General features: G+C 66.5%; 12 protein-coding genes. 2 read left to right on the top strand and 10 right to left on the bottom strand.

The window, feature by feature from the left end:
* The first annotated feature begins 9 nt into the window (after positions 1-9).
* Positions 10-777, top strand: a complete 768-nt coding sequence (locus LJF27_RS01735; protein WP_003103688.1) for a ParA family protein — start codon at positions 10-12, stop codon at positions 775-777.
* A gap of 21 nt (positions 778-798) precedes the next feature.
* Here LJF27_RS01735 and LJF27_RS01730 read toward each other — a convergent pair whose 3' ends face one another.
* The 8 genes from LJF27_RS01730 to LJF27_RS01695 form a co-directional block, all read right to left on the bottom strand.
* Positions 799-1,614, bottom strand: a complete 816-nt coding sequence (locus LJF27_RS01730; protein ID WP_023087868.1) for a universal stress protein — start codon at positions 1,612-1,614, stop codon at positions 799-801.
* A gap of 112 nt (positions 1,615-1,726) precedes the next feature.
* Positions 1,727-2,179: a YiiD C-terminal domain-containing protein gene (locus LJF27_RS01725; RefSeq protein ID WP_003116142.1), complete on the bottom strand. Its 453-nt coding sequence runs from the start codon at positions 2,177-2,179 to the stop codon at positions 1,727-1,729.
* A gap of 90 nt (positions 2,180-2,269) precedes the next feature.
* A complete protein-coding gene (locus tag LJF27_RS01720; RefSeq protein ID WP_003125609.1) occupies positions 2,270-3,547 on the bottom strand; it encodes a bifunctional O-acetylhomoserine aminocarboxypropyltransferase/cysteine synthase in 1,278 nt (425 codons plus the stop codon).
* 120 nt (positions 3,548-3,667) lie between these two features.
* On the bottom strand, positions 3,668-4,642 hold the full coding sequence (locus LJF27_RS01715; protein WP_003103681.1) for a sulfite exporter TauE/SafE family protein: 975 nt from the start codon (positions 4,640-4,642) through the stop codon (positions 3,668-3,670).
* Positions 4,643-4,792: 150 nt separating this feature from the next.
* A complete protein-coding gene (selO, locus tag LJF27_RS01710) occupies positions 4,793-6,253 on the bottom strand; it encodes a protein adenylyltransferase SelO (protein WP_023086707.1) in 1,461 nt (486 codons plus the stop codon).
* 66 nt (positions 6,254-6,319) lie between these two features.
* Positions 6,320-9,676 (bottom strand): mechanosensitive channel MscK, encoded by a 3,357-nt coding sequence (gene mscK, locus LJF27_RS01705; RefSeq protein WP_003103675.1) that lies wholly within the window; start codon positions 9,674-9,676, stop codon positions 6,320-6,322.
* 91 nt (positions 9,677-9,767) lie between these two features.
* Complete coding sequence (locus tag LJF27_RS01700; RefSeq protein WP_003106481.1) at positions 9,768-11,510, bottom strand: potassium/proton antiporter; 1,743 nt, start codon at positions 11,508-11,510, stop codon at positions 9,768-9,770.
* Positions 11,511-11,802: 292 nt separating this feature from the next.
* The gene (locus LJF27_RS01695) at positions 11,803-13,605 is read right to left on the bottom strand and encodes an acyl-CoA dehydrogenase (RefSeq protein WP_003114561.1); all 1,803 of its coding nucleotides are present in this window, start codon (positions 13,603-13,605) and stop codon (positions 11,803-11,805) included.
* A gap of 301 nt (positions 13,606-13,906) precedes the next feature.
* On the opposite strand from LJF27_RS01695, the gene LJF27_RS01690 reads away from it, so the two are divergent.
* On the top strand, positions 13,907-14,743 hold the full coding sequence (locus LJF27_RS01690; protein WP_003095790.1) for a 23S rRNA (adenine(2030)-N(6))-methyltransferase RlmJ: 837 nt from the start codon (positions 13,907-13,909) through the stop codon (positions 14,741-14,743).
* A 3-nt stretch (positions 14,744-14,746) separates the two neighbouring features.
* On the opposite strand, the gene msrA is transcribed toward LJF27_RS01690, so the two are convergent.
* Both msrA and dipA read right to left on the bottom strand, forming a co-directional pair.
* Positions 14,747-15,394, bottom strand: coding sequence for a peptide-methionine (S)-S-oxide reductase MsrA (gene msrA, locus LJF27_RS01685; protein ID WP_019726979.1), 648 nt, complete (start codon positions 15,392-15,394; stop codon positions 14,747-14,749).
* 93 nt (positions 15,395-15,487) lie between these two features.
* Positions 15,488-18,187: a phosphodiesterase DipA gene (gene dipA / locus LJF27_RS01680; RefSeq protein WP_003106476.1), complete on the bottom strand. Its 2,700-nt coding sequence runs from the start codon at positions 18,185-18,187 to the stop codon at positions 15,488-15,490.
* Positions 18,188-18,413: the final 226 nt, after the last annotated feature.

Here is an 18,413-nt window from a genome sequence, read left to right as displayed (position 1 = left end):
AGATTTCCCATGCGGCGCGTGGTGTTCAATCAGAAAGGCGGGGTAGGCAAGTCCAGCATCGCCTGCAACCTGGCGGCGGTCAGCGCGGCGGAGGGCTATCGCACCCTGCTGGTGGACCTGGACGCCCAGGCCAACTCCACGCACTACCTGACCGGACTGACCGGCGAGGACCTGCCGGTGGGGATCGCCGACTTCTTCAAGCAGACCTTGTCTTCCGGGCCCTTCAGCAAGAAGGGCAGGGTCGAGATCTACGAGACGCCGTTCGACAACCTGCACATCGTCACCTCCAGCCCCGAACTGGCCGACCTGCAGCCGAAGCTGGAGTCGAAGCACAAGATCAACAAGCTGCGCAAATTGCTGGACGAACTGGACGAAGACTACGACCGGATCTACCTGGATACCCCGCCGGCACTGAATTTCTACACGGTATCTGCGCTGATCGCTGCCGATCGCTGCCTGATCCCCTTCGATTGCGACAGCTTCTCCCGCCAGGCGCTGTATGGCCTTCTCCAGGAGATCGAGGAACTGCGCGACGACCACAACGAAGACCTGCAGGTCGAGGGCATCGTGGTCAACCAGTTCCAGCCGCGCGCCAGCCTGCCGCAGCAACTGCTCGACGAGCTGGTGGCGGAGGAACTGCCGGTGCTGCCGGTGTACCTGATGAGCTCGGTGAAGATGCGCGAGTCGCACCAGGCTTGCACCCCGCTGATCTTCCTCGAACCGCGGCACAAGTTGACCCAGCAGTTCGTCGAGTTGCACGGGCTTCTCGAAAGCTGAGCAGCCTCTGCGGCAGCGCTTCTACGAGGTAACCAGGACGTCACAGCTCGGCTGGCGCAGGTAACGTTGCGCCAGGTTGCCGAGCAGCGCCTGCATCAGCGCGTTGCGGCTGTGCCGGCCGAGGGCGAGCAGCTCCGGCTGGCGCTGCTTCAACGCGGCGTCCAGGCTGTACGGCAGCACGCCGGGAACCACTTCGTGGCTCAGCTGCGGCCCGACGCCCGGCAGGCGCTCCTGCTCGTCGCTCAGCAATTGTTCGATCAGCCCGGCCTGGGTGGCCAGGTGCGCGGCATTCTGCCTGGGCAGGCCGAGCACGCTGTCGTCGGGAGACTCGAACACGTGCAGGGCGTGCAGGTCGGCTTCCACCGGCAGCAGGCGGTAGGCCTGGCGCAGCGCGGTACAGGCGCACTGGGAAAAGTCCAGGGCGCTGAGCGCCTGGCGGTAGGGTTCGTCCGCCTCGCGCACGGCGAGCAGCACCGGCACCCGGCTGCGCCGCACCACCTGGTCGAGGGTGGTGTTGCCGAAGCGTTCGAAGGTCTTCTGGTGGTGTGCGCCCATCAGCAACAGGTCCGGTTCGAGCGCCCGGGTCTGCTGCAGGATGCCGTCGACCGGCTGGCCCCTGAACAGGTGGATGGCGCTGTCCTCGTCGAGGCCGGCCTCCTTGCGCTTGAGCTGCAGCATGGCGCTGACGGTCTTCACCGCTGACGCCGATAGCCCCGGGTCGTACACGTGCAGCAGGCTGACCCGCGCATCGTGCTGGCGGGCCAGTTGGGCGGCGCGGGCGAGGGCGACGTCGGCTTCCGGGGTGAGGTCGTGGGCGACCAGGAGGTGGCGGATCATGGCGGACTCCGTGGGATGGCTACGCTGGCTTCTCCACTGTCGCGCCGCAGCTCGCTACGGACCTTGATCCATGGCAGAAAAAACCTTCGCCGGGCCCTGCGAAATCTGCCAGTCAGGGCCGCGCGTGGCTGCGTAGCTGGTACAGCGCGGTGCTTTCCGCCACCACCTCCCCCTGCTCGTCGGTGAGTTGCAGTTCGAGGCTGTATTCGGCCTTGCCGCGCTCTCCAGCCTCGGTTTCCAGTTGGCGGATGCGCTCGGCATCCAGGCGTGCCTCGACGCGTATGTCGCCCTTGGCCGGGCGGCGGAAGCGCAAGGTCATCTCCTTGACGATGGGATAGAAGCGGGCGCTGTCGAAGCTGGTCAGGAACAGCGCGCCACCGGGAATTTCGGCGAGGGTGAAGAGCGCCCCGGCGTACATGCTGCCGATGTGGTTCTCGTTGCCGGCGCCCGGCATGCGCAGGCGCACGTAGCCGGGTTCGAGGACTTCCGCCCTGAGTCCGCTGCGCTGGACGAAGGCGATCTTTTCTTCGGTCAGGTGCCTGGCGAGTTCGGTGGGCAGTGGCATGGCGCTCTCCATGTCGGGGATCCCAGCCAGACTAGCCGGCCGGCCAGGCCGGGCAAGGACCGAAACGCTCGCCCGGACTGACCGATCCGCTCAGCGTGCGGCGGCGGCCAGGGCCTGGTCGAGGTCGGCGAGGATGTCGTCGATGTGCTCGATGCCGATCGACAGCCGCACCATGTCGTCGGAGACTCCGGCGCGGGCCAGTTCCTCTGCGTTCAACTGGCGGTGGGTGGTGCTCGCCGGGTGGCAGGCCAGGGACTTGGCGTCGCCGATGTTGACCAGCCGCACCACCAGCTTCAAGGCGTCGATGAAGCGCGCGCCGGCGGCGCTGCCGCCCTGGATGCCGAAGGACAGGATCGCCGCCGGGCGGCCCCCCAGGTAGCGCCGGGCCAGGGCGTGCTCGGGGTTGTCGGCGAGGCCGGCGTATTTCACCCAGGCCACCTGCGGATGTTGTTGCAGGTAGCGGGCTACGGCGAGGGCGTTGTCGCAGTGGCGCTCCATGCGCAGCGCCAGGGTCTCCAGGCCTTGGAGGATGAGGAAGGCGTTGAACGGCGAGAGCGCCGCGCCCATGTTGCGCAGCGGTACCACCCGGCAGCGGCCGATGAAGGCGGCGGGTCCGAAGGCCTCGGTGTAGGTGACGCCGTGGTAGGACGGATCGGGCGTGTTCAGCAGCGGGAAGCGCGACTTGTTCGCCGCCCAGTCGAATTTGCCGGAGTCGACCACGATCCCGCCGATGCTGGTGCCGTGGCCGCCCATGTACTTGGTCAGCGAGTGCACGATGATGTCGGCACCGTGCTCGAACGGCCGGCAGAGCACCGGGGTGGCTACCGTGTTGTCGACGATCAGCGGTACGCCGTGGCGGTGAGCGGCGTCGGCCAGTGCCTGCAGGTCGATGATGTTGCCCGCCGGGTTGCCGATGGTTTCGCAGAACACGGCCTTGGTCCGCTCGTCGATCAGCGCTTCCAGGGCGGCGATGTCGTCGTGGGCGGCGAAGCGCGCCTGGATGCCGATGCGTGGCAGGGTGTGGGCCAGCAGGTTGTAGGTGCCGCCGTAGAGCTTGGCCACCGAGACGATGTTGTCGCCGGCTTCGGCGACGGTCTGGATCGCGTAGGTGATGGCCGCCATCCCCGAGGCCACCGCCAGCGCCCCGACCCCGCCTTCCAGCGCCGCGACGCGCTGTTCCAGTACATCGTTGGTGGGGTTCATGATCCGTGTGTAGATGTTGCCCGGTACCTTCAGGTCGAACAGGTCGGCGCCATGCTGGGTGTCGTCGAAAGCGTAGGAGGTGGTCTGGTAGATCGGCACCGCCACCGCGCGGGTGGACGGGTCAGGGCTGTAGCCGGCGTGGACGGCCAGGGTTTCCAGTTTCATGCAGCGTTCCTTCGGGCAGATTGGAAGGACGCAGCATGGGAAAGCGCGCCGGGCGGGTCAATGCGCCCGGGCAAGGAAAAGCGTGCCTGGTTAGACCGTTGTGTTCGCCGCTTATGCCTGTCAGCGCAGGCCGATGTAGATGTTGTAGGCGCTGATCAGGGTGATCAGGGTGCCGACGATGACCAGCAGGGTGCGCGGCGAAAGCTTCTTGCACAGCAGGGCGGCGAACGGCGCGGCGAACAGGCCGCCGAAGACCAGTCCGGCGACCATCTTCCAGGTGTCCGGCTGGCCGGCGAGGAGGATGAAGGAGGTGGCGCTGGCGATGGTCAGGAAGAACTCGGCGAAGTTCACCGAGCCGATGGTGGTGCGCGGGTCGCTACCCGAGCCGATCAGGCTGCTGGTGACCACCGGGCCCCAGCCGCCGCCGCCGGCGGCATCGACGAAGCCGCCGAAGAGTGCCAGCTTGGCCACGTGGCGCGGTGCCCGGCGCTTGATCACGTGGCGGTAGGCCTTGCTCAGGATGTACAGGCCCATCAGCAGCAGGTAGGCGGAGATGAAGGGCTTGAGCTGGTGGCCGTCGAAGCGGGTGATCAGCACGGCGCCGAGCACCGCGCCGATCATTCCCGGCAGCAGCAGGCGGAGGAAGAGTGACTTGTTGACGTTGCCGAGCTTGACGTGGGAAATCCCGGAAAAGCCGGTGGTGAACACTTCGGCGATGTGCACGCTGGCGCTGGCGGCGGCCGGCGTGGCGCCAGCGCTGAGCAGGAAGGTGGTGGCAGTAATGCCGTAGGCCATGCCCAGCGCACCGTCGATCACCTGGGCGAAGAAGCCCACCGCCACCGCGCTCCAGAAACCTCGGCTGGTCAGGGCCTGCTCGATGATCTCGAAGCCGCTGCTGCCGCCGTTGTCGAAGAACAGGCGCCAGGCCAGGAAGGCGAGCAGGCCGACCAGGATCAGCACCGCCGCCCACATGGCGGCGCGCAGTACCGGGTGGTCGTCCGGATGGGTGACGAAATCTTCGACAGGAGGCAGACCTAGCGCCTGGTGTTCGGTGTTGATCGAACTCTGGCTGAGATCGAGGTCGCGTATCTTCATGCGGCAAGGCGCCTGACAGGAGGTGGTAGAACAGGCTGGAATAAGTGTGGCGGCGAAGATAATCGGCTTTTCTTAGTGCGTCTAAGAAGTTTTCCGAAGGTATTTATTCCATTGCGGCATTATCGGCCGCCGTTCTGTCAGGGCATCCCGTCAGGAGGAGCAACTGATTTCCAGGTGCCGCCCCCAGTCCGGCGGGCGCCGAGTGAAGCGCCCCATGCCCGGCTGTTCCTCGAACGGGCGACTCAGTACCTGGTGCAGCAAGCGGACTTCCGTGTAGTCGCCCTGCTCGGCCGCTTCGATGGCCTGCTGTGCCAGGTAGTTGCGCAGCACATAGAGCGGATTGACCGCGTGCATGCGCCGGCGCCGCGACTCCTGGTCTCCGCCTTCTTCCTCGACGCGCCGGCGGTAGGCCTCGGCCCAGCGGTCGAAGGCCTCGCGGTCGACGAAGTCGTCGCGCAGGCTGGCCAGCGCCCGCTCCGGAGTTTCTTCGCCGAGTCGGCGGAAGAACAGCGAGTAATCCACCGCGCTGCCCTGCATGCGCTGCAACAGTTCCTGGACCAGGGCATGGTCGTTCTCCGCGGCGACGCCCAGGCCCAGGCGCCGGCGCATCAGGTCGAGGTAGTGGGCCTGGTAGAGGGGCAGGAACAGGTCGAGGCTGGCGCGCAGTTCGTCCACTTCCACCAGTGGCGTCAGCGCCTGGGCCAGGGCGGCCAGGTTCCAATGGGCGATCGGTACCTGGTTGCTGAAGGAGTAGCGGCCGGCGTCGTCGGAGTGATTGCAGATGTGATTGGCGTCGAAATCGTCGAGGAAGGCGTAGGGCCCGTAGTCGAAGGTAATGCCGAGGATCGACATGTTGTCGGTGTTCATCACCCCGTGGCAGAAGCCATAGGCCTGCCAGCGGGCGATGAGTTCGGCGTTGCGCTCGACGACCTGGCGGAACATCGCCGCGTACGGCCGCTCGGCTGCGTTGCAGTCGGCGAAGTGGTGTTCCAGAACGAACGCCGCCAACTGTTTCAACTGGTCGTGCTGGCGGGTGTAGTAGAAGTATTCGAAGTGACCGAAGCGCACGTGGCTGGGCGCCAGGCGCAGCAGCGTCGCCGCGCTTTCCTTCTTCTCGCGCCAGACCGGCGTGCTCGAACCGATCACGCAGAGCGCCCGGCTGCTGGGAATGCCCAGTGCCGGAAGGGCTTCGGAGGCGAGGAACTCGCGGATCGACGAGCGCAGCACGGCGCGCCCGTCGCCCATCCGCGAGTAGGGGGTCTGGCCGGCGCCCTTGAGGTGCAGGTCCCAGTGCTCGCCGGCCTGGTTGATCACCTCGCCGAGCAGCAGGCCGCGGCCGTCGCCCAGGCGCGGGTTATAGGAGCCGAACTGGTGGCCGGAATACACCATCGCCCGCGGCTCGGCCTCCGACCACAGCTTGTGCCCGCCGAACAGTTCGGCGAACAGCGCTTCGTCGCTGGTTTCCGCTGGCAGGTCGAGCAGCGCCAGGGCGGCGGGGCTGGCTACCACCAGGCGCGGCTCGGCGATGGGGTCGGGCAGGACTTCGGTGGAGAAGGCGCCGCCCAGGCGGGCGAAGCGGTTGTCGAAGTCGAGGTCGTCGAGTGATTTCAAGAGAGGCCTCCGGCAATTCCCGAGCATTGTGCTGGGAATTGCCGGAGGGCGTCCAGGCCCGGAGGTTCAGCGGGTCGGTTCGGCGGGACCGTCCTGGCCCTTGAGCGCGGGCGGATTGCCGACGCCGCTGTGCTGCGGCTCGCCGACGAACAGCTGGACCTGCTGGCCCTGGAGGTTCTTGACGAACACATCGACCTGGTTGAAAGCCATGTCGATCTTGTGTTCGCGGAAGCTGGTGGCGATCTTCGTCAGGATCTCGTCGGTAGAGGGGTTGCGGTCGCCCAGTTCGCGGACGTGGAAGCGCAGCTCGTAGTCGAAGGTACTGGCGCTGATGGTTAGGAAGTACAGCAGCGGCTCCGGGTCGCGCAGTACCCGCGGGTTTTCCTTGACCGCCTGCATCATCAGCTTGCGCGCCAGCGGCAGGTCGGTCTCGTAGGCCAGGCCGATCTTGATGGTGACCCGGGTCACGGTATCGCTCAGCGACCAGTTCACCAGTTGCCCGGTGATGAAGGTCTGGTTCGGGACGATGATCTCCTTGCGGTCGAAATCGGTGATGGTGGTGGCGCGGATGCGGATCCGGCTGACCGTGCCGGACAGGTTGCCGATGGTCACCACGTCGCCGATTCGTACCGGACGCTCGAAGAGGATGATCAGGCCGGAGACGAAGTTGGAGAAGATCGCCTGCAGGCCGAAACCGAGGCCTACCGAGAGCGCCGCCACCAGCCATTGCAGCTTGTCCCAGCTGACCCCGAGGGTGGACAGGGCGCTGACGATGCCGATGCCGCTGATGGCGTAGGAAAGCAGGGTGGTGGTGGCGTAGGCGCTGCCCTGGGCCAGGGTCAGGCGCTGCAGTACCAGGACTTCCAGCAGGCCGGGCAGGTTGCGCGCCAGGGCCACGGTGACCACCGCGATGGCCAGCGCCGCGAGGAAGTCGCGCAGGCTGATCGGCACGCTGGTGGCCGCTTCGCCGGTGCCGGCGGTGTACTGGTACAGGGTGACGTTGTCGAGGTAGGAGATCACGCTGATCAGGTCGGCCCAGACCCAGTACAGGCAGACGATGAAGCCGATCAGCAGAGCCAGGCGGATCAGCCGCAGCGATTGCTGGTTGATCTGCTCGATGCCGAGGGTCGGCTCCTCGACGTTGGTCTCGCCGTCGACGCCTTCCTTCGCCGCGTTCTGCCGTTTCGCCAGGGCCCGGGCGTAGGCCAGGCGCCGGGCCGCCACGCCCAGGCCGCGGACGAAGGCGGCTTCGATGACGAACCAGAGCAGCAGCAGGTAAAGGGTATCGATGAGACGGTCGGTGAGCTTCAGCGAGGTGTAGTAGTAGCCGAAGCAGACCGCGACGAAGAGCACCAGCGGCAGCGCGGTGAAGAGGATGCCGACGATCATCTTGATCAGCGACGGACGTTCGTCGCCGGGGCTGCTGAACAGCAGGCGGCTGAGCAGCCAGGCCATGGCCGCGTAGCCGAGCAGGACCACGGCGATGCCGATCACGTCGTCGGCCAGACTCGCCGGCTGGTGCTCGGCCACCGTCACCACGCCGACCAGCGCCAGGACCACAACGCCGAGGCGGACCAGGTGCCGGTCGAGGAAGCCGACCTGTTCGCGGCTCCAGTGGAAATGCCGCTCGGCGATGCCGCCCGGGGTGAGGATGCGATGGGCGGTGTAGAACAGCAGCCAGACCTGGGCCATTTCCAGCAGGGCGCTGCCGAGGGTGGCGTTCTGGCCGCGGGCGTCCAGCAGCAGGGCCAGCCCGGCGACGGCGAAGGTCAGGGTGCCGGGCAGGGCGAGGAGGATGGTGATCAGGATCGCCAGCGGGGTATGCAGTTGGCTGTCGCGCTTGAAGTGGCCGATGTCGTCGTTCAGCTCCGCCAGCTTGTCGTACAGGTAGCGGCGTTTCCACAGCAGCGCGGCGATCAGCAGGAACAGCGGCAGGAACAGCAGCGGCCGATCGACCAGGCCTTCGCCCAGTTCACGCACCCCGGAGCCCCAGGGGATCTCGGTGAGCTGGTTCTTCAGCAGGGTCGGGGTCATCTTGAACCAGGACAGGTCGAGCGGCTGGTTGCTGGGAATCCAGAACATCTGCTCGTCGAGGGTGGTGCGCAGGCTCTCGCTGGTGGAAAGCAACTGTTTCTGGTTCAACTGCAAGGTGATCGCTTCGTTGAGCAGCGCGTTGAGTTCGTGGTTGAGCCGTTCGAGCAACTCGGAACGGGTTGCCAACAGGGTGTCGAGATCCTTGCGCAGTTCCGGCGTGACCTGCTCGCTGGGCTGCTGGGCGAGCAGGTCGTCCAGGTATTGCTGCGGGGTCGCCAGCTTGTCGCGTTCCTGGTTCAGTTCGAACTGGCCGAGGCGCAGGTCGGCGATCTCGTCGGCCAGGCTCTGGTCGGCCTTGATCTTGGGCAGCGCCTGTTTCTGCTTGTAGAGGATGCGCGACAGCAGCAGGCTGCCGCGCAGGACGTTGATCTGTTCCTCGAGGGCCTGGTTGGACTGGGTCAGGTTGTCCAGTTGCTGCTTGGTCTCGAGGTTGCGCCGGGTGAGCACGTTGAGGCGGTCGGTGGCACGCAGGAGGTAGTCGGAGAGACGCAGGTTCTTGGCGTTCTCCTGGCTCAGCAGGCTGTCGGTGCCGGCCCCCTGGGCGCCTTCCTTGGACAGCTCGGCGACGGTCTTTTCCGACTGCTCGCGGCGCTTCTCGCTGATCAGCGCCTGCAGGTCGAGGGTTTCCTTTTCCAGGCGCGAGATCTTCTCGGTGAGCAGATCGTGCTGGCTCTTGCCGAGGTCCTGCAGCAGGTTGTTGCCGGCCAGCTCCTGGCGCAACAGCTGGCTCTGCACGGTCAATGCGGCCTGCTCGGCGAGCAGCTCGCCGCGACGGTCGGCGTTGATCGTCTTGCCGCTTTCCTTGCCGGCCTTGAGCAGCGAGCCGATTTCCAGGATCCGTGCCTGCATGCTGCTGATGCCGGCCTGGGCTCGTTCCGGACGGGTCTCGGCGGTGATCGACAGGCTGTTGGCCTCGCCCAGGGCTTTCTGCCACTCGGCCTGCTGGGTGGTGCGGTCGTTGAGCAGCATTTCCAGGCGGGCCGCGCTCTCGCCGCTGTAGCGTTCGCTGACCGGACGTTCTTTGGTCTTCTTCAGGCGCTCCAGTTCGCGCTGGTTTTCCTCGATCTGCCGGGGCGCGTCGCTCAGGCGCTTTTTCAGGTCCTCCAGGCTCTGCAGCGCTTCGTCGCGCGCGGCGAGGAACTTGAGGGTCTGTTCGAGGCTGGCCTTGGCGACCTTCTGGTCGGCTTCGGCGAGCTTGCGCTCGGCCAGCTTGTCGAGGCTTTGCTGGACGGCCTCGGCCGAGGGCGGCTCGGACTGGGCGAGGAGCGGCGGACTGGCAAGGCAGAGGCCGAGGAAAAGAATAGCGATCAGGGAGCGAAGGGCAGGCATGGTCGAGAAGAGACTCGAAGAAGGGTGAATGCAGGTTAGTGGTGGCTCCGAGGCGCCGCAAGGCGCCTCGGAACGGGAATTCGACAGGAAATCAGAGGAAAAGTCCGGGTCCTGGGCGGCCTTCCGGAAACTTCACGCCGACCTTGCGGATACGGTTGCCTTCCAGGGCGGCCACGGTCCAGGTCAGGCCGTTCCACTCCACCTGGTCGCCGATCACCGCTTCGCCGCCGATCTCGTGGGCGATGAAGCGGCCCAGCGCTTGCTCGCCGTCGATGCCGTCGAGCTTCAGGCCGTAGAGCGAGGCCACCGCCGACAGCTGGGCATCGCCTTCCAGCACGAAGTCGCCGAAGAAGCGCGCGCCGAGGCCCCGGTCGGGCGCCTGGCTGAACAGCTTGCCGAGGGCCGGCAGGTCGTGTTCGTGGCCGATCACGCAGAGAATGTCGTCGGCCTCGAGGATGGTGCTGCCCGACGGGTGGAGCAGTTCGGTGCCGCGGAACAGCGCGGCGATCCGGGTCCCGCCGGGCATCTTCAGCTCGCGCAGGGCGGCGCCGATGCACCACTTTTCCTTGTTCAGGTGGTAGACGAACAGCTCCCACTCGCTGGTCGGGTGGATCTCCAGGCCGGCGCGGGATATCGGTGCCGGATCCGGCGGCACCACCACCCGCAGCAGCCTGGCCGCCCAGGGCAGGCTGGTGCCCTGCACCAGCAGCGAGACCAGGACGATGAAGAAGGCCACGTTGAAGAACAGCTGGGCGTTCTGCAGGCCGGCCATCAGCGGGAACACCGCGAGGATGATCGGCACCGCGCCGCGCAGGCCGACCCAGGCGATGAAGGCTTTCTCGCGGTCGTGGAAGGCGCGGAACGGGATCAGTCCGATCAGTACCGACAGCGGTCGTGCCACCAGGATCATCCACAGCGCCAGGGCCAGTGCCGGCAGGGCGATCGGCCACAGGTCGTGGGGGGTGACCAGCAGGCCGAGGACCAGGAACATGCCGATCTGCGCCAGCCAGGCCATGCCGTCGAGCATGTGCAGGATGCCGTGGCGGCTGCGGATCGGGCGGTTGCCGAGGAGCAGGCCGCACAGGTAGATGGCGAGGATGCCGCTGCCGCCGACGGCGTTGGCCAGGGCGAACACCAGCAGGCCGCCGCTGATCACCAGCAACGGGTAGAGGCCGCCGGCCAGGTGCATGCGGTTGATCAGTTGCAGCAGCAACCAGCCGCCGCCAAGACCGAGCAGGGCGCCGAGACCGAACTGCTGCACCAGGTGCAGGGCGAAGCCCCAGCTGAGGCCGGTCTGGCCGCTGGCGAGCATCTCGATCAGGGTCACGGTGAGGAACACCGCCATTGGGTCGTTGCTGCCCGATTCGATTTCCAGGGTCGCGGTGACCCGCTCGTTGAGACCTTTGCCGCCGAGCAGGGAGAACACCGCGGCGGCGTCGGTGGAGCCGACGATGGCGCCGATCAGCAGGCCTTCCATCCAGTGCAGGTCGAACAGCCAGGCTGCCGCGATGCCGGTCAGGCCGGTGGTCACCAGCACGCCCAGGGTGGCCAGCGACAATGCCGGCCAGAGCGCCACGCGGAAGCTGGAGACGCGGGTGCGCAGGCCGCCGTCGAGGAGGATCACGGCGAGCGCCAGGTTGCCCACCAGGTAGGCCATCGGATAGTTGTCGAAGACGATGCCGCCGACCCCGTCGTTGCCGGCGATCATGCCGACGGCGAGGAAGATCACCAGGATCGGGATGCCCAGGCGGGAGGACAGCGAGCTGACGAGGATGCTCATGCCGACCAGCACCGCCCCGATCAGGAAGAAATTATTGACGGTGACGGCGTCCAAGGTCGGCCTCCTCGCGGCGGGACAGGGGGAAGGCGACGCTACGGGTCGGTTTTACGTAGGGGAATTACGTAGACAGGATGCAGGCCGCATGCCAAGTGATTCTAACCTGCGGATTTGGCGGACTGTAAAGGGGCGGCTGCGGTTTTTTTCGAAGGAATTCCAAGGCTTTCGCGTTGTCCGGGCGAGTGCGCGCGGACTCGCCGGCGTGGCCGCCAGGCAACGGCAACCCGGCGTCCATGCCCGGACATAAAAAAGCCCCGGACGTGACCGGGGCGGGAAAGGGCAGGCAGGATCAGAACCATTCTTCCTGCATGCTCGAACACACGTCGTCGCGGGCCTCCAGCAGCGCCAGTTCGTGGTGGCAGCCAGGCACTTCCCAGGTCAGGAAGTAGCGTGCGGCCTGCAACTTGCCGCGATAGAAGTCGGCGTCGGCGCAGTCGCCGCGAGCCAGCCCTTCCTCGGCGCGGATCGCCTGCTCCAGCCAGCGCCAGCCGATCACCGCATGGCCGAACACTTTCAGGTACAGCGCCGAGTTGGCCAGGCCCTGGTTGACCTGGCCCTGCATCAGGTCGCCGAGCAGTGCCAGGGTCACCTCGGACAGCCGCGCCACCAGCCGTTCCAGCGGCTGGCGCAGGGCGACCAGGGATGGGTGGGCTTCGGCGCGCCGGCAGGCGTCCTGGATCAGGCGGGTCAGCTGGCGCAGGCCGGCGCCATTGTTCTGCCCGACCTTGCGTCCCAGCAGGTCGAGGGACTGGATGCCGTGGGTGCCTTCGTGGATCGGGTTCAGGCGATTGTCGCGGTAGTACTGTTCCACCGGGTATTCGCGGGTGTAGCCGTGGCCGCCGAGGATCTGGATCGCCAGCTCGTTGGCCTTCAGGCAGAACTCCGAGGGCCAGGACTTGACGATCGGGGTCAGCAGGTCGAGCAGGTCGTGGGCCTGGCGGCGCTGTTCGTCGTCTTCCAGGGTCTGGCTGTCGTCGAACAGGCGCGCGGCGTACAGGCCCAGGTCGAAGGCGCCTTCGACATAGGCCTTCTGGGTCAGCAGCATGCGCCGCACGTCGGCGTGGCGGATGATCGCCACCTGTGGCGCGCTCGGGTCCTTGCCGTCCGGCAGGCGGCCCTGCGGGCGTTCGCGGGCGTACTCCAGCGAATAGAGGTAACCGGCATAGCCAAGCATCACCGCGCCCATGCCGACGCCGATGCGCGCCTCGTTCATCATCTGGAACATGTAGGCCAGGCCGTGGTGCGGCTTGCCCACCAGGTAGCCGACGCAGGCGCCGTTGTCGCCGAAGTTCAGCGCGGTGGAGGTGGTGCCGCGATAACCCATCTTGTGGAACAGGCCGGCGAGGATCACGTCGTTGCGCGGCCCGAGGCTGCCGTCGGCGTTGACCAGGAACTTCGGCACGATGAACAGCGAGATGCCTTTCACCCCCGGCGGTGCATCCGGCAGCTTGGCCAGGACCATATGCACGATGTTCTCGGAGAGCGGGTGGTCGCCGCCGGAGATGAAGATCTTGTTGCCCTTGATCCGATAGCTGCCGTCGGCGGCCGGTTCGGCGCGGGTGCGGATGTCGGAGAGGGAGGAGCCGGCGTGCGGTTCGGTGAGGGCCATGGTGCCGAAGAAGCGGCCCTCGATCATCGGTTGCAGGAAGCGCTGCTTCTGCTCCTCGCTGCCGAAGCTCTCGATCAGGTTGGCGGCACCCATGGTCAGGAACGGATAGGCCGAGCTACCGACGTTGGCCGCCTGGAAGTGGGCGAAGCAGGCCTGCGACAGCAGGGTCGGCAACTGCATGCCGCCTTGCTCGAAGCTGCGGGTGGCGTTGAGGAAGCCGGCGTCGAGGAAGGCATCCACTGCCGGCTTCACTTCCGGAATCAGCGTGGCTGAGCCATTCTCATAGAGCGGCTCGTGTTCGTCGCCCTTGCGGTTGTGCGGGGCGAACAGCTTTTCCGCCAGGCTCCGCGCGGTGCCGAGGGCGGCATCGAAGGTTTCGCGGCTATGTTCGGCGAAGCGCGGGCGCTGGGTCAGGGCTTCGGCATCGAGGACTTCGTACAGCTCGAACGCCAGGTTGCGGGAACTGAGCAGGGTTTCGGACATGACGACCTCGGCGAAAGGGGATCGTGGGGCGGCGCGGCGAAGGCATCGACCGTCGCAGGCGGTGCCAGGGTGCCAGCGAGTCTAGGCTGGTGAATGAAGGTCGCCAACCAACATCGATATGCGTGATACAAGGGCCAAACCTGCGACGGCGAGACCGCTGCCGAAGCCTCGGGAGGCTGGTAGAATCCGCGCCCCTCGCCCATGGGCGAGGGCCTGTGCCGACGCGGGGTCGGCGCGAATCCGCCGGGGCCGGGCGGTCCGGCTAGCAGCGCTGCCTGGCGCTGTCCAAGGAGCAGTCATCATGAACTATCGTCACGCTTACCACGCCGGCAACCATGCCGATGTCTTCAAGCACCTGGTGCTGGCGCGGATCTTCGCCCTACTGGGGCGCAAGGACACGCCGTACGCCTACCTGGACAGCCATTCCGGGGTCGGCCTCTACGACCTGCAGGGTGACGAGGCCAGCCGCACCGGCGAGTGGGAGCAGGGCATCGCCCGCCTGTGGGAGCGCGAAGGCCTGCCCGAGCAACTGGACGATTACCTGGACGTGATCCGTCACCTGAATCCGGACGGCTCCCTGCGCTACTACCCGGGCTCGCCGGAACTGGCGCGGCGCCTGACCCGCGCCCAGGACCGCGTGCTGCTCAACGAATTGCATCCCGAGGACGGCCGCCTGCTCAAGGCCAACATGGCTGGCGAACGGCGGGTCGCCGTGCACCAGGGCGACGGTTGGCTGCTGCCGCGGGCGTTCCTGCCGGCGCCGGAAAAGCGCGCGGTGCTGCTGATCGATCCGCCGTTCGAGCAGGCCGACGAATTGCAGCGTTGTGTCGCTGCGCTCGACGAGGCGATCGGGCGGATGCGCCAGACGGTGGTGGTGATCTGGTATCCGATCAAGGACGAGCGCCAGCTCAAGCGTTTCTACCAGGCCCTGGAACGTAGCGTCGCGCCGAAGCTGCTGCGTGCCGAGCTGCACGTGCATCCGATCGACGACGCCGAGCGTTTCAACGGCTCCGGGCTGGCCATCGTCAATCCGCCGTGGCCGCTGGAAGACGAACTGCGCGACCTGCTGCCCTGGCTGGCCGAGGTCATGGCCCAGAGCCAGGGCGGCTGGCGTCTCGACTGGCTGGTGGCGGAATAGTCGTCAGGCCGGCAGGCACACCCCGGTGCCGCCCAGGCCGCAGTAGCCGTTGGGGTTCTTCGCCAGGTACTGCTGGTGGTAGGCCTCGGCGTAGTAGAAGGGCGGGACGTCGGCGATCTCGGTGGTGATGCGGTCGTAGCCGGCTTTCGCCAGTTCGGCCTGGAAGTTCTCCCGGCTGGCCAAGGCCGCGGCCTTCTGGGCCGCGTCGAAGGTGTAGATCACCGAGCGGTACTGGGTGCCGATGTCGCCGCCCTGGCGCATGCCCTGGGTCGGGTCGTGGGCTTCCCAGAATACCTTGAGCAGCTGTTCGAAGCTGGTCTCCTGCGGGTTGTAGACCACCAGCACGACCTCGCTGTGGCCGGTCAGGCCGGAGCAGACTTCGTCGTAGGTCGGGTTCGGCGTGTAGCCGCCGGCATAACCCACCGCGGTCACCCAGACACCCGGTTGCTGCCAGAGGCGACGCTCGGCGCCCCAGAAGCAGCCCATGCCGAACAGCACCTGTTGCAGGCCGGCGGGGAACGGCGCGGTCAGCGGGCGGCCGTTGACGAAGTGCGCTTCGGGCACCGGCATGGCGCTTTCGCGACCCGGCAGGGCCTGGTCCGGCGTGGGCAGCTCGCTTTTCTTGGTGAGGATTTCAGAACGCAGAACCATGGCTCTCGTCTCCTGCTCAGGGGGTAGGCGAATGACTCGCGGATGAGCACAGAGAGTACAGCCTTTCCGCGCCGGCGGGGGAAGCCTGGGCGATCAGTGCAGGGTGCGGCAGGGATAGCGCAGCAGACTGGTATTGAGCAGGTCGCTGGGGATCGGCCGGTCGAACAGGTAGCCCTGGCCGATGTCGCAGCGGTTGCGCCGGAGGAAGGCCAGTTGCTCGGCGCTCTCCACGCCTTCGGCGACTACCTTGAGCTTGAGGTTGTGGGCCATGGCGATCACCGCCGAGGTGATTTCCATGTCGTCCTGGCTGTCCGGAATGTCCTTGATGAAGCTGCGGTCGATCTTGATCACGTCGATGGGGAATTTCTTCAGGTAGCTCAGCGACGAGTAGCCGGTGCCGAAGTCGTCCATCGCCAGAGTCAGGCCGAGGCTCTTCAGGCGTTCGAGTTGCTGGCGGGTATCGTCGGTGGCGTCCAGCAGCAGGCTTTCGGTGAGCTCCAGTTCCAGCTGGCTGGCCGGGATGTTCTCTTCGTGGAGGATCGCCGCGATCGAGCCGACCAGGTCCGGGTCGGTGAACTGCTTGGGCGACAGGTTGATGGCGATCTGCAGCTCGCCCAGCCCGGCCTCGGCCAGCTCGCGGGCCTGGCGACAGGCTTCGCGGATCACCCACTTGCCGATCGGCACGATCAGCCCGGTTTCCTCGGCCACGCTGATGAAGCGGTCCGGGCGGATCATGCCTTTTTCCGGATGCTGCCAGCGCAGCAGGGCTTCCAGGCCGAGCAACTGGCCGCTGCGCAGGCACAGCTTGGGCTGGTAGTGCACCGCCAGTTCGTTCTGCGCCAGGGCGCGGCGCAGGTTGCTCTCGACGAACAGCTTGTAGCTGGCCTCGGCGGTCAGCGCCTCGGTGAACACCTGGACCTGGTGCTTGCCGTTGGCCTTGGCCTTGTGCAGCGCCAGGCCGGCGTACTTCATCAGGGTCTGCGGGTCGCAGCCGTGCTGCGGGGCGCTGGCCAGGCCGATGGAGCCGGTGATGTTGATCAACTGGTTGTCGACGAACAGCGGCTTGTCGAGCATGTGTAGGACCTGCGCGGCAATGCTTTCGCCCTTTTCCACCGCGGTGTCGTCGAGCAGCACGGCGAACTCGTTGCTGGCGAAGCGCGCCAGGGTGGCGCCGTCGCCGAGGCAACTGCGCAAGCGCCGGGCCAGGCTGACCAGCAGCTTGTCGCCGGTCTGGTGGCCGAGGCTGTCATTGATCCGCTTGAAGTTGTCGATGTCCACCAGCAGCAGGCTGAGCGGGCGGTCGCCGCTGCTTTCCAGGCGTTCCTCGAGGGCGCCGATGAAATAGTGCCGGTTGGCCAGGCCGGTGAGGTTGTCGCGGTAGGCGAGTTTCTCGATGTGCTGCTGGGCCAGCTTGTTCTGCGTGATGTCTTCGTAGATGCCGATGTAGTGGGTCAGCTCGCCGAGATCGTCGTAGACCTTCGACAGCGACAACTGGCCCCAGTAAGGCTCGTGGTTCTTGCGGCGGCTGCGGAACTCGCCCTGCCAGCTGTTCTGCTGAGTCAGCGCGGAACGCGCGTCGAACAGCAGCTCGCTGAGGTTCTCCAGCGCCGGTAGCTCGGACAGGCGTCGGTTACGCACTTCGTCGGCGCTGTACTGGGTGATCGAGGTGAAGCTCGGATTGACGTATTCCACCACGCCGTCGCGGTCGATCAGCAGGAAGGCGCTGGCGCTCTGTTCCACCGCGCGCTGGAACAGGTGCAGGGCGCTGGAGACATTGCGTCGCTCGTGGTTCATCAGGACCTGCGCGTACTGGTCGGCGAGTTCCCCGGCGAAGGCGATCTCGTCGCTCTGCCACATGCGGTTCTCGCCGGCGTGTTCCAGGCACAGCACGCCGACCACCTCGCCGCCGATGCGGATGGTGGCGTCGAGCAGGGCGTTGACGCCCAGCGGCTTCAGGTAGTCCTTGTAGAGTTCCTGGGTGCGTGGGTCGCGCTGGGCGTTGTGGGCGTCGATGGCGCGCCCGCTGTGTACCGCCTCGAGGTAGGCGGGGTAGCGGCTGGCGTCGATGCTCTGGGGCTTCTCGTACTGGTCGAGGTCGCGGCGGTAGACGGTCACCGCTTCCAGGCGCTGGTCGTCGAGCAGCCGCCAGATGCCGGCTCGCGCGGTGCCGTAGGCTTCGCAGGCGGCCTGGGTGATCAGTTGCGCAGCCTCCAGCAGCGGGTCGCTGGACAGGTAGCGATGGCGGGCCAGGCGGACGATCAGGTTCTGCTGGGTGCGCGAGCGCAGCAGGTGTTGCAGGTGGTCGTCCTGGGAGCGCTGGTAGAGGTCCAGGGACGCCTTCAGGCGCAGGTTCTGCGATTCCAGGTCGAGCAACTGTTCGCTGCGCTCGGCGCTCTCCGCTCGCTCCTCGACCATCAGGTAGCCGTGCAGCAACTGGCGGCCATGCTGCTGGAAGGCTTCGCCGAACTCCAGCATGGTCAGCACGCCGTTGGGTGTGTGCAGCTTGTAGCTCACCTGGTAGTGCGGGCGCTTCACCAGTTGCTGCTGGATCTGCTCGTGCAGGCGGTGGCGGGCCTCGGGTTCCATCAGGCTGGCGTAAGGCGCATCGAGCAGTGCGCAGAGGGTAGTCGCCGGCAGCCCGAGCTGGCGCTCGCAGGCAGGATCGAGGAACAGCAGTGCCCAGCTCGGCTCGTTCAGCCGCTCGAAACGCAGCAGCCCGAGCCGCGACGGCACGGGTAGCTGCGTGACAACCTCGGCCGCCGAACGGCTGGCGGCATCGGGATGACTTTTCATGCGAGGCTGATTCCAGGTACTGAGCGAGGGGGAGGCCTCGACCCGTTTCGATGGGGTGCAGGCAAAGGGTGCATTATGCCGATTGGTCTGACAAGTAACTCTGTATCGGCCCGGCAGGGCCCAAGTTAAGCGTATCCGGGAAAAAACCGCTGGACGGTCGGAGCTCTGCGGTGCCGCTGGAAAAGCCCTGTTTTTCGTAGGGTTGGCTTCGCCGGGAGGGTTGGCG

This window comes from Pseudomonas sp. 203-8 (assembly GCF_020708595.1).
GTDB lineage: Bacteria > Pseudomonadota > Gammaproteobacteria > Pseudomonadales > Pseudomonadaceae > Pseudomonas > Pseudomonas aeruginosa.
This window is presented reverse-complemented; position numbering and strand designations above follow the sequence as displayed.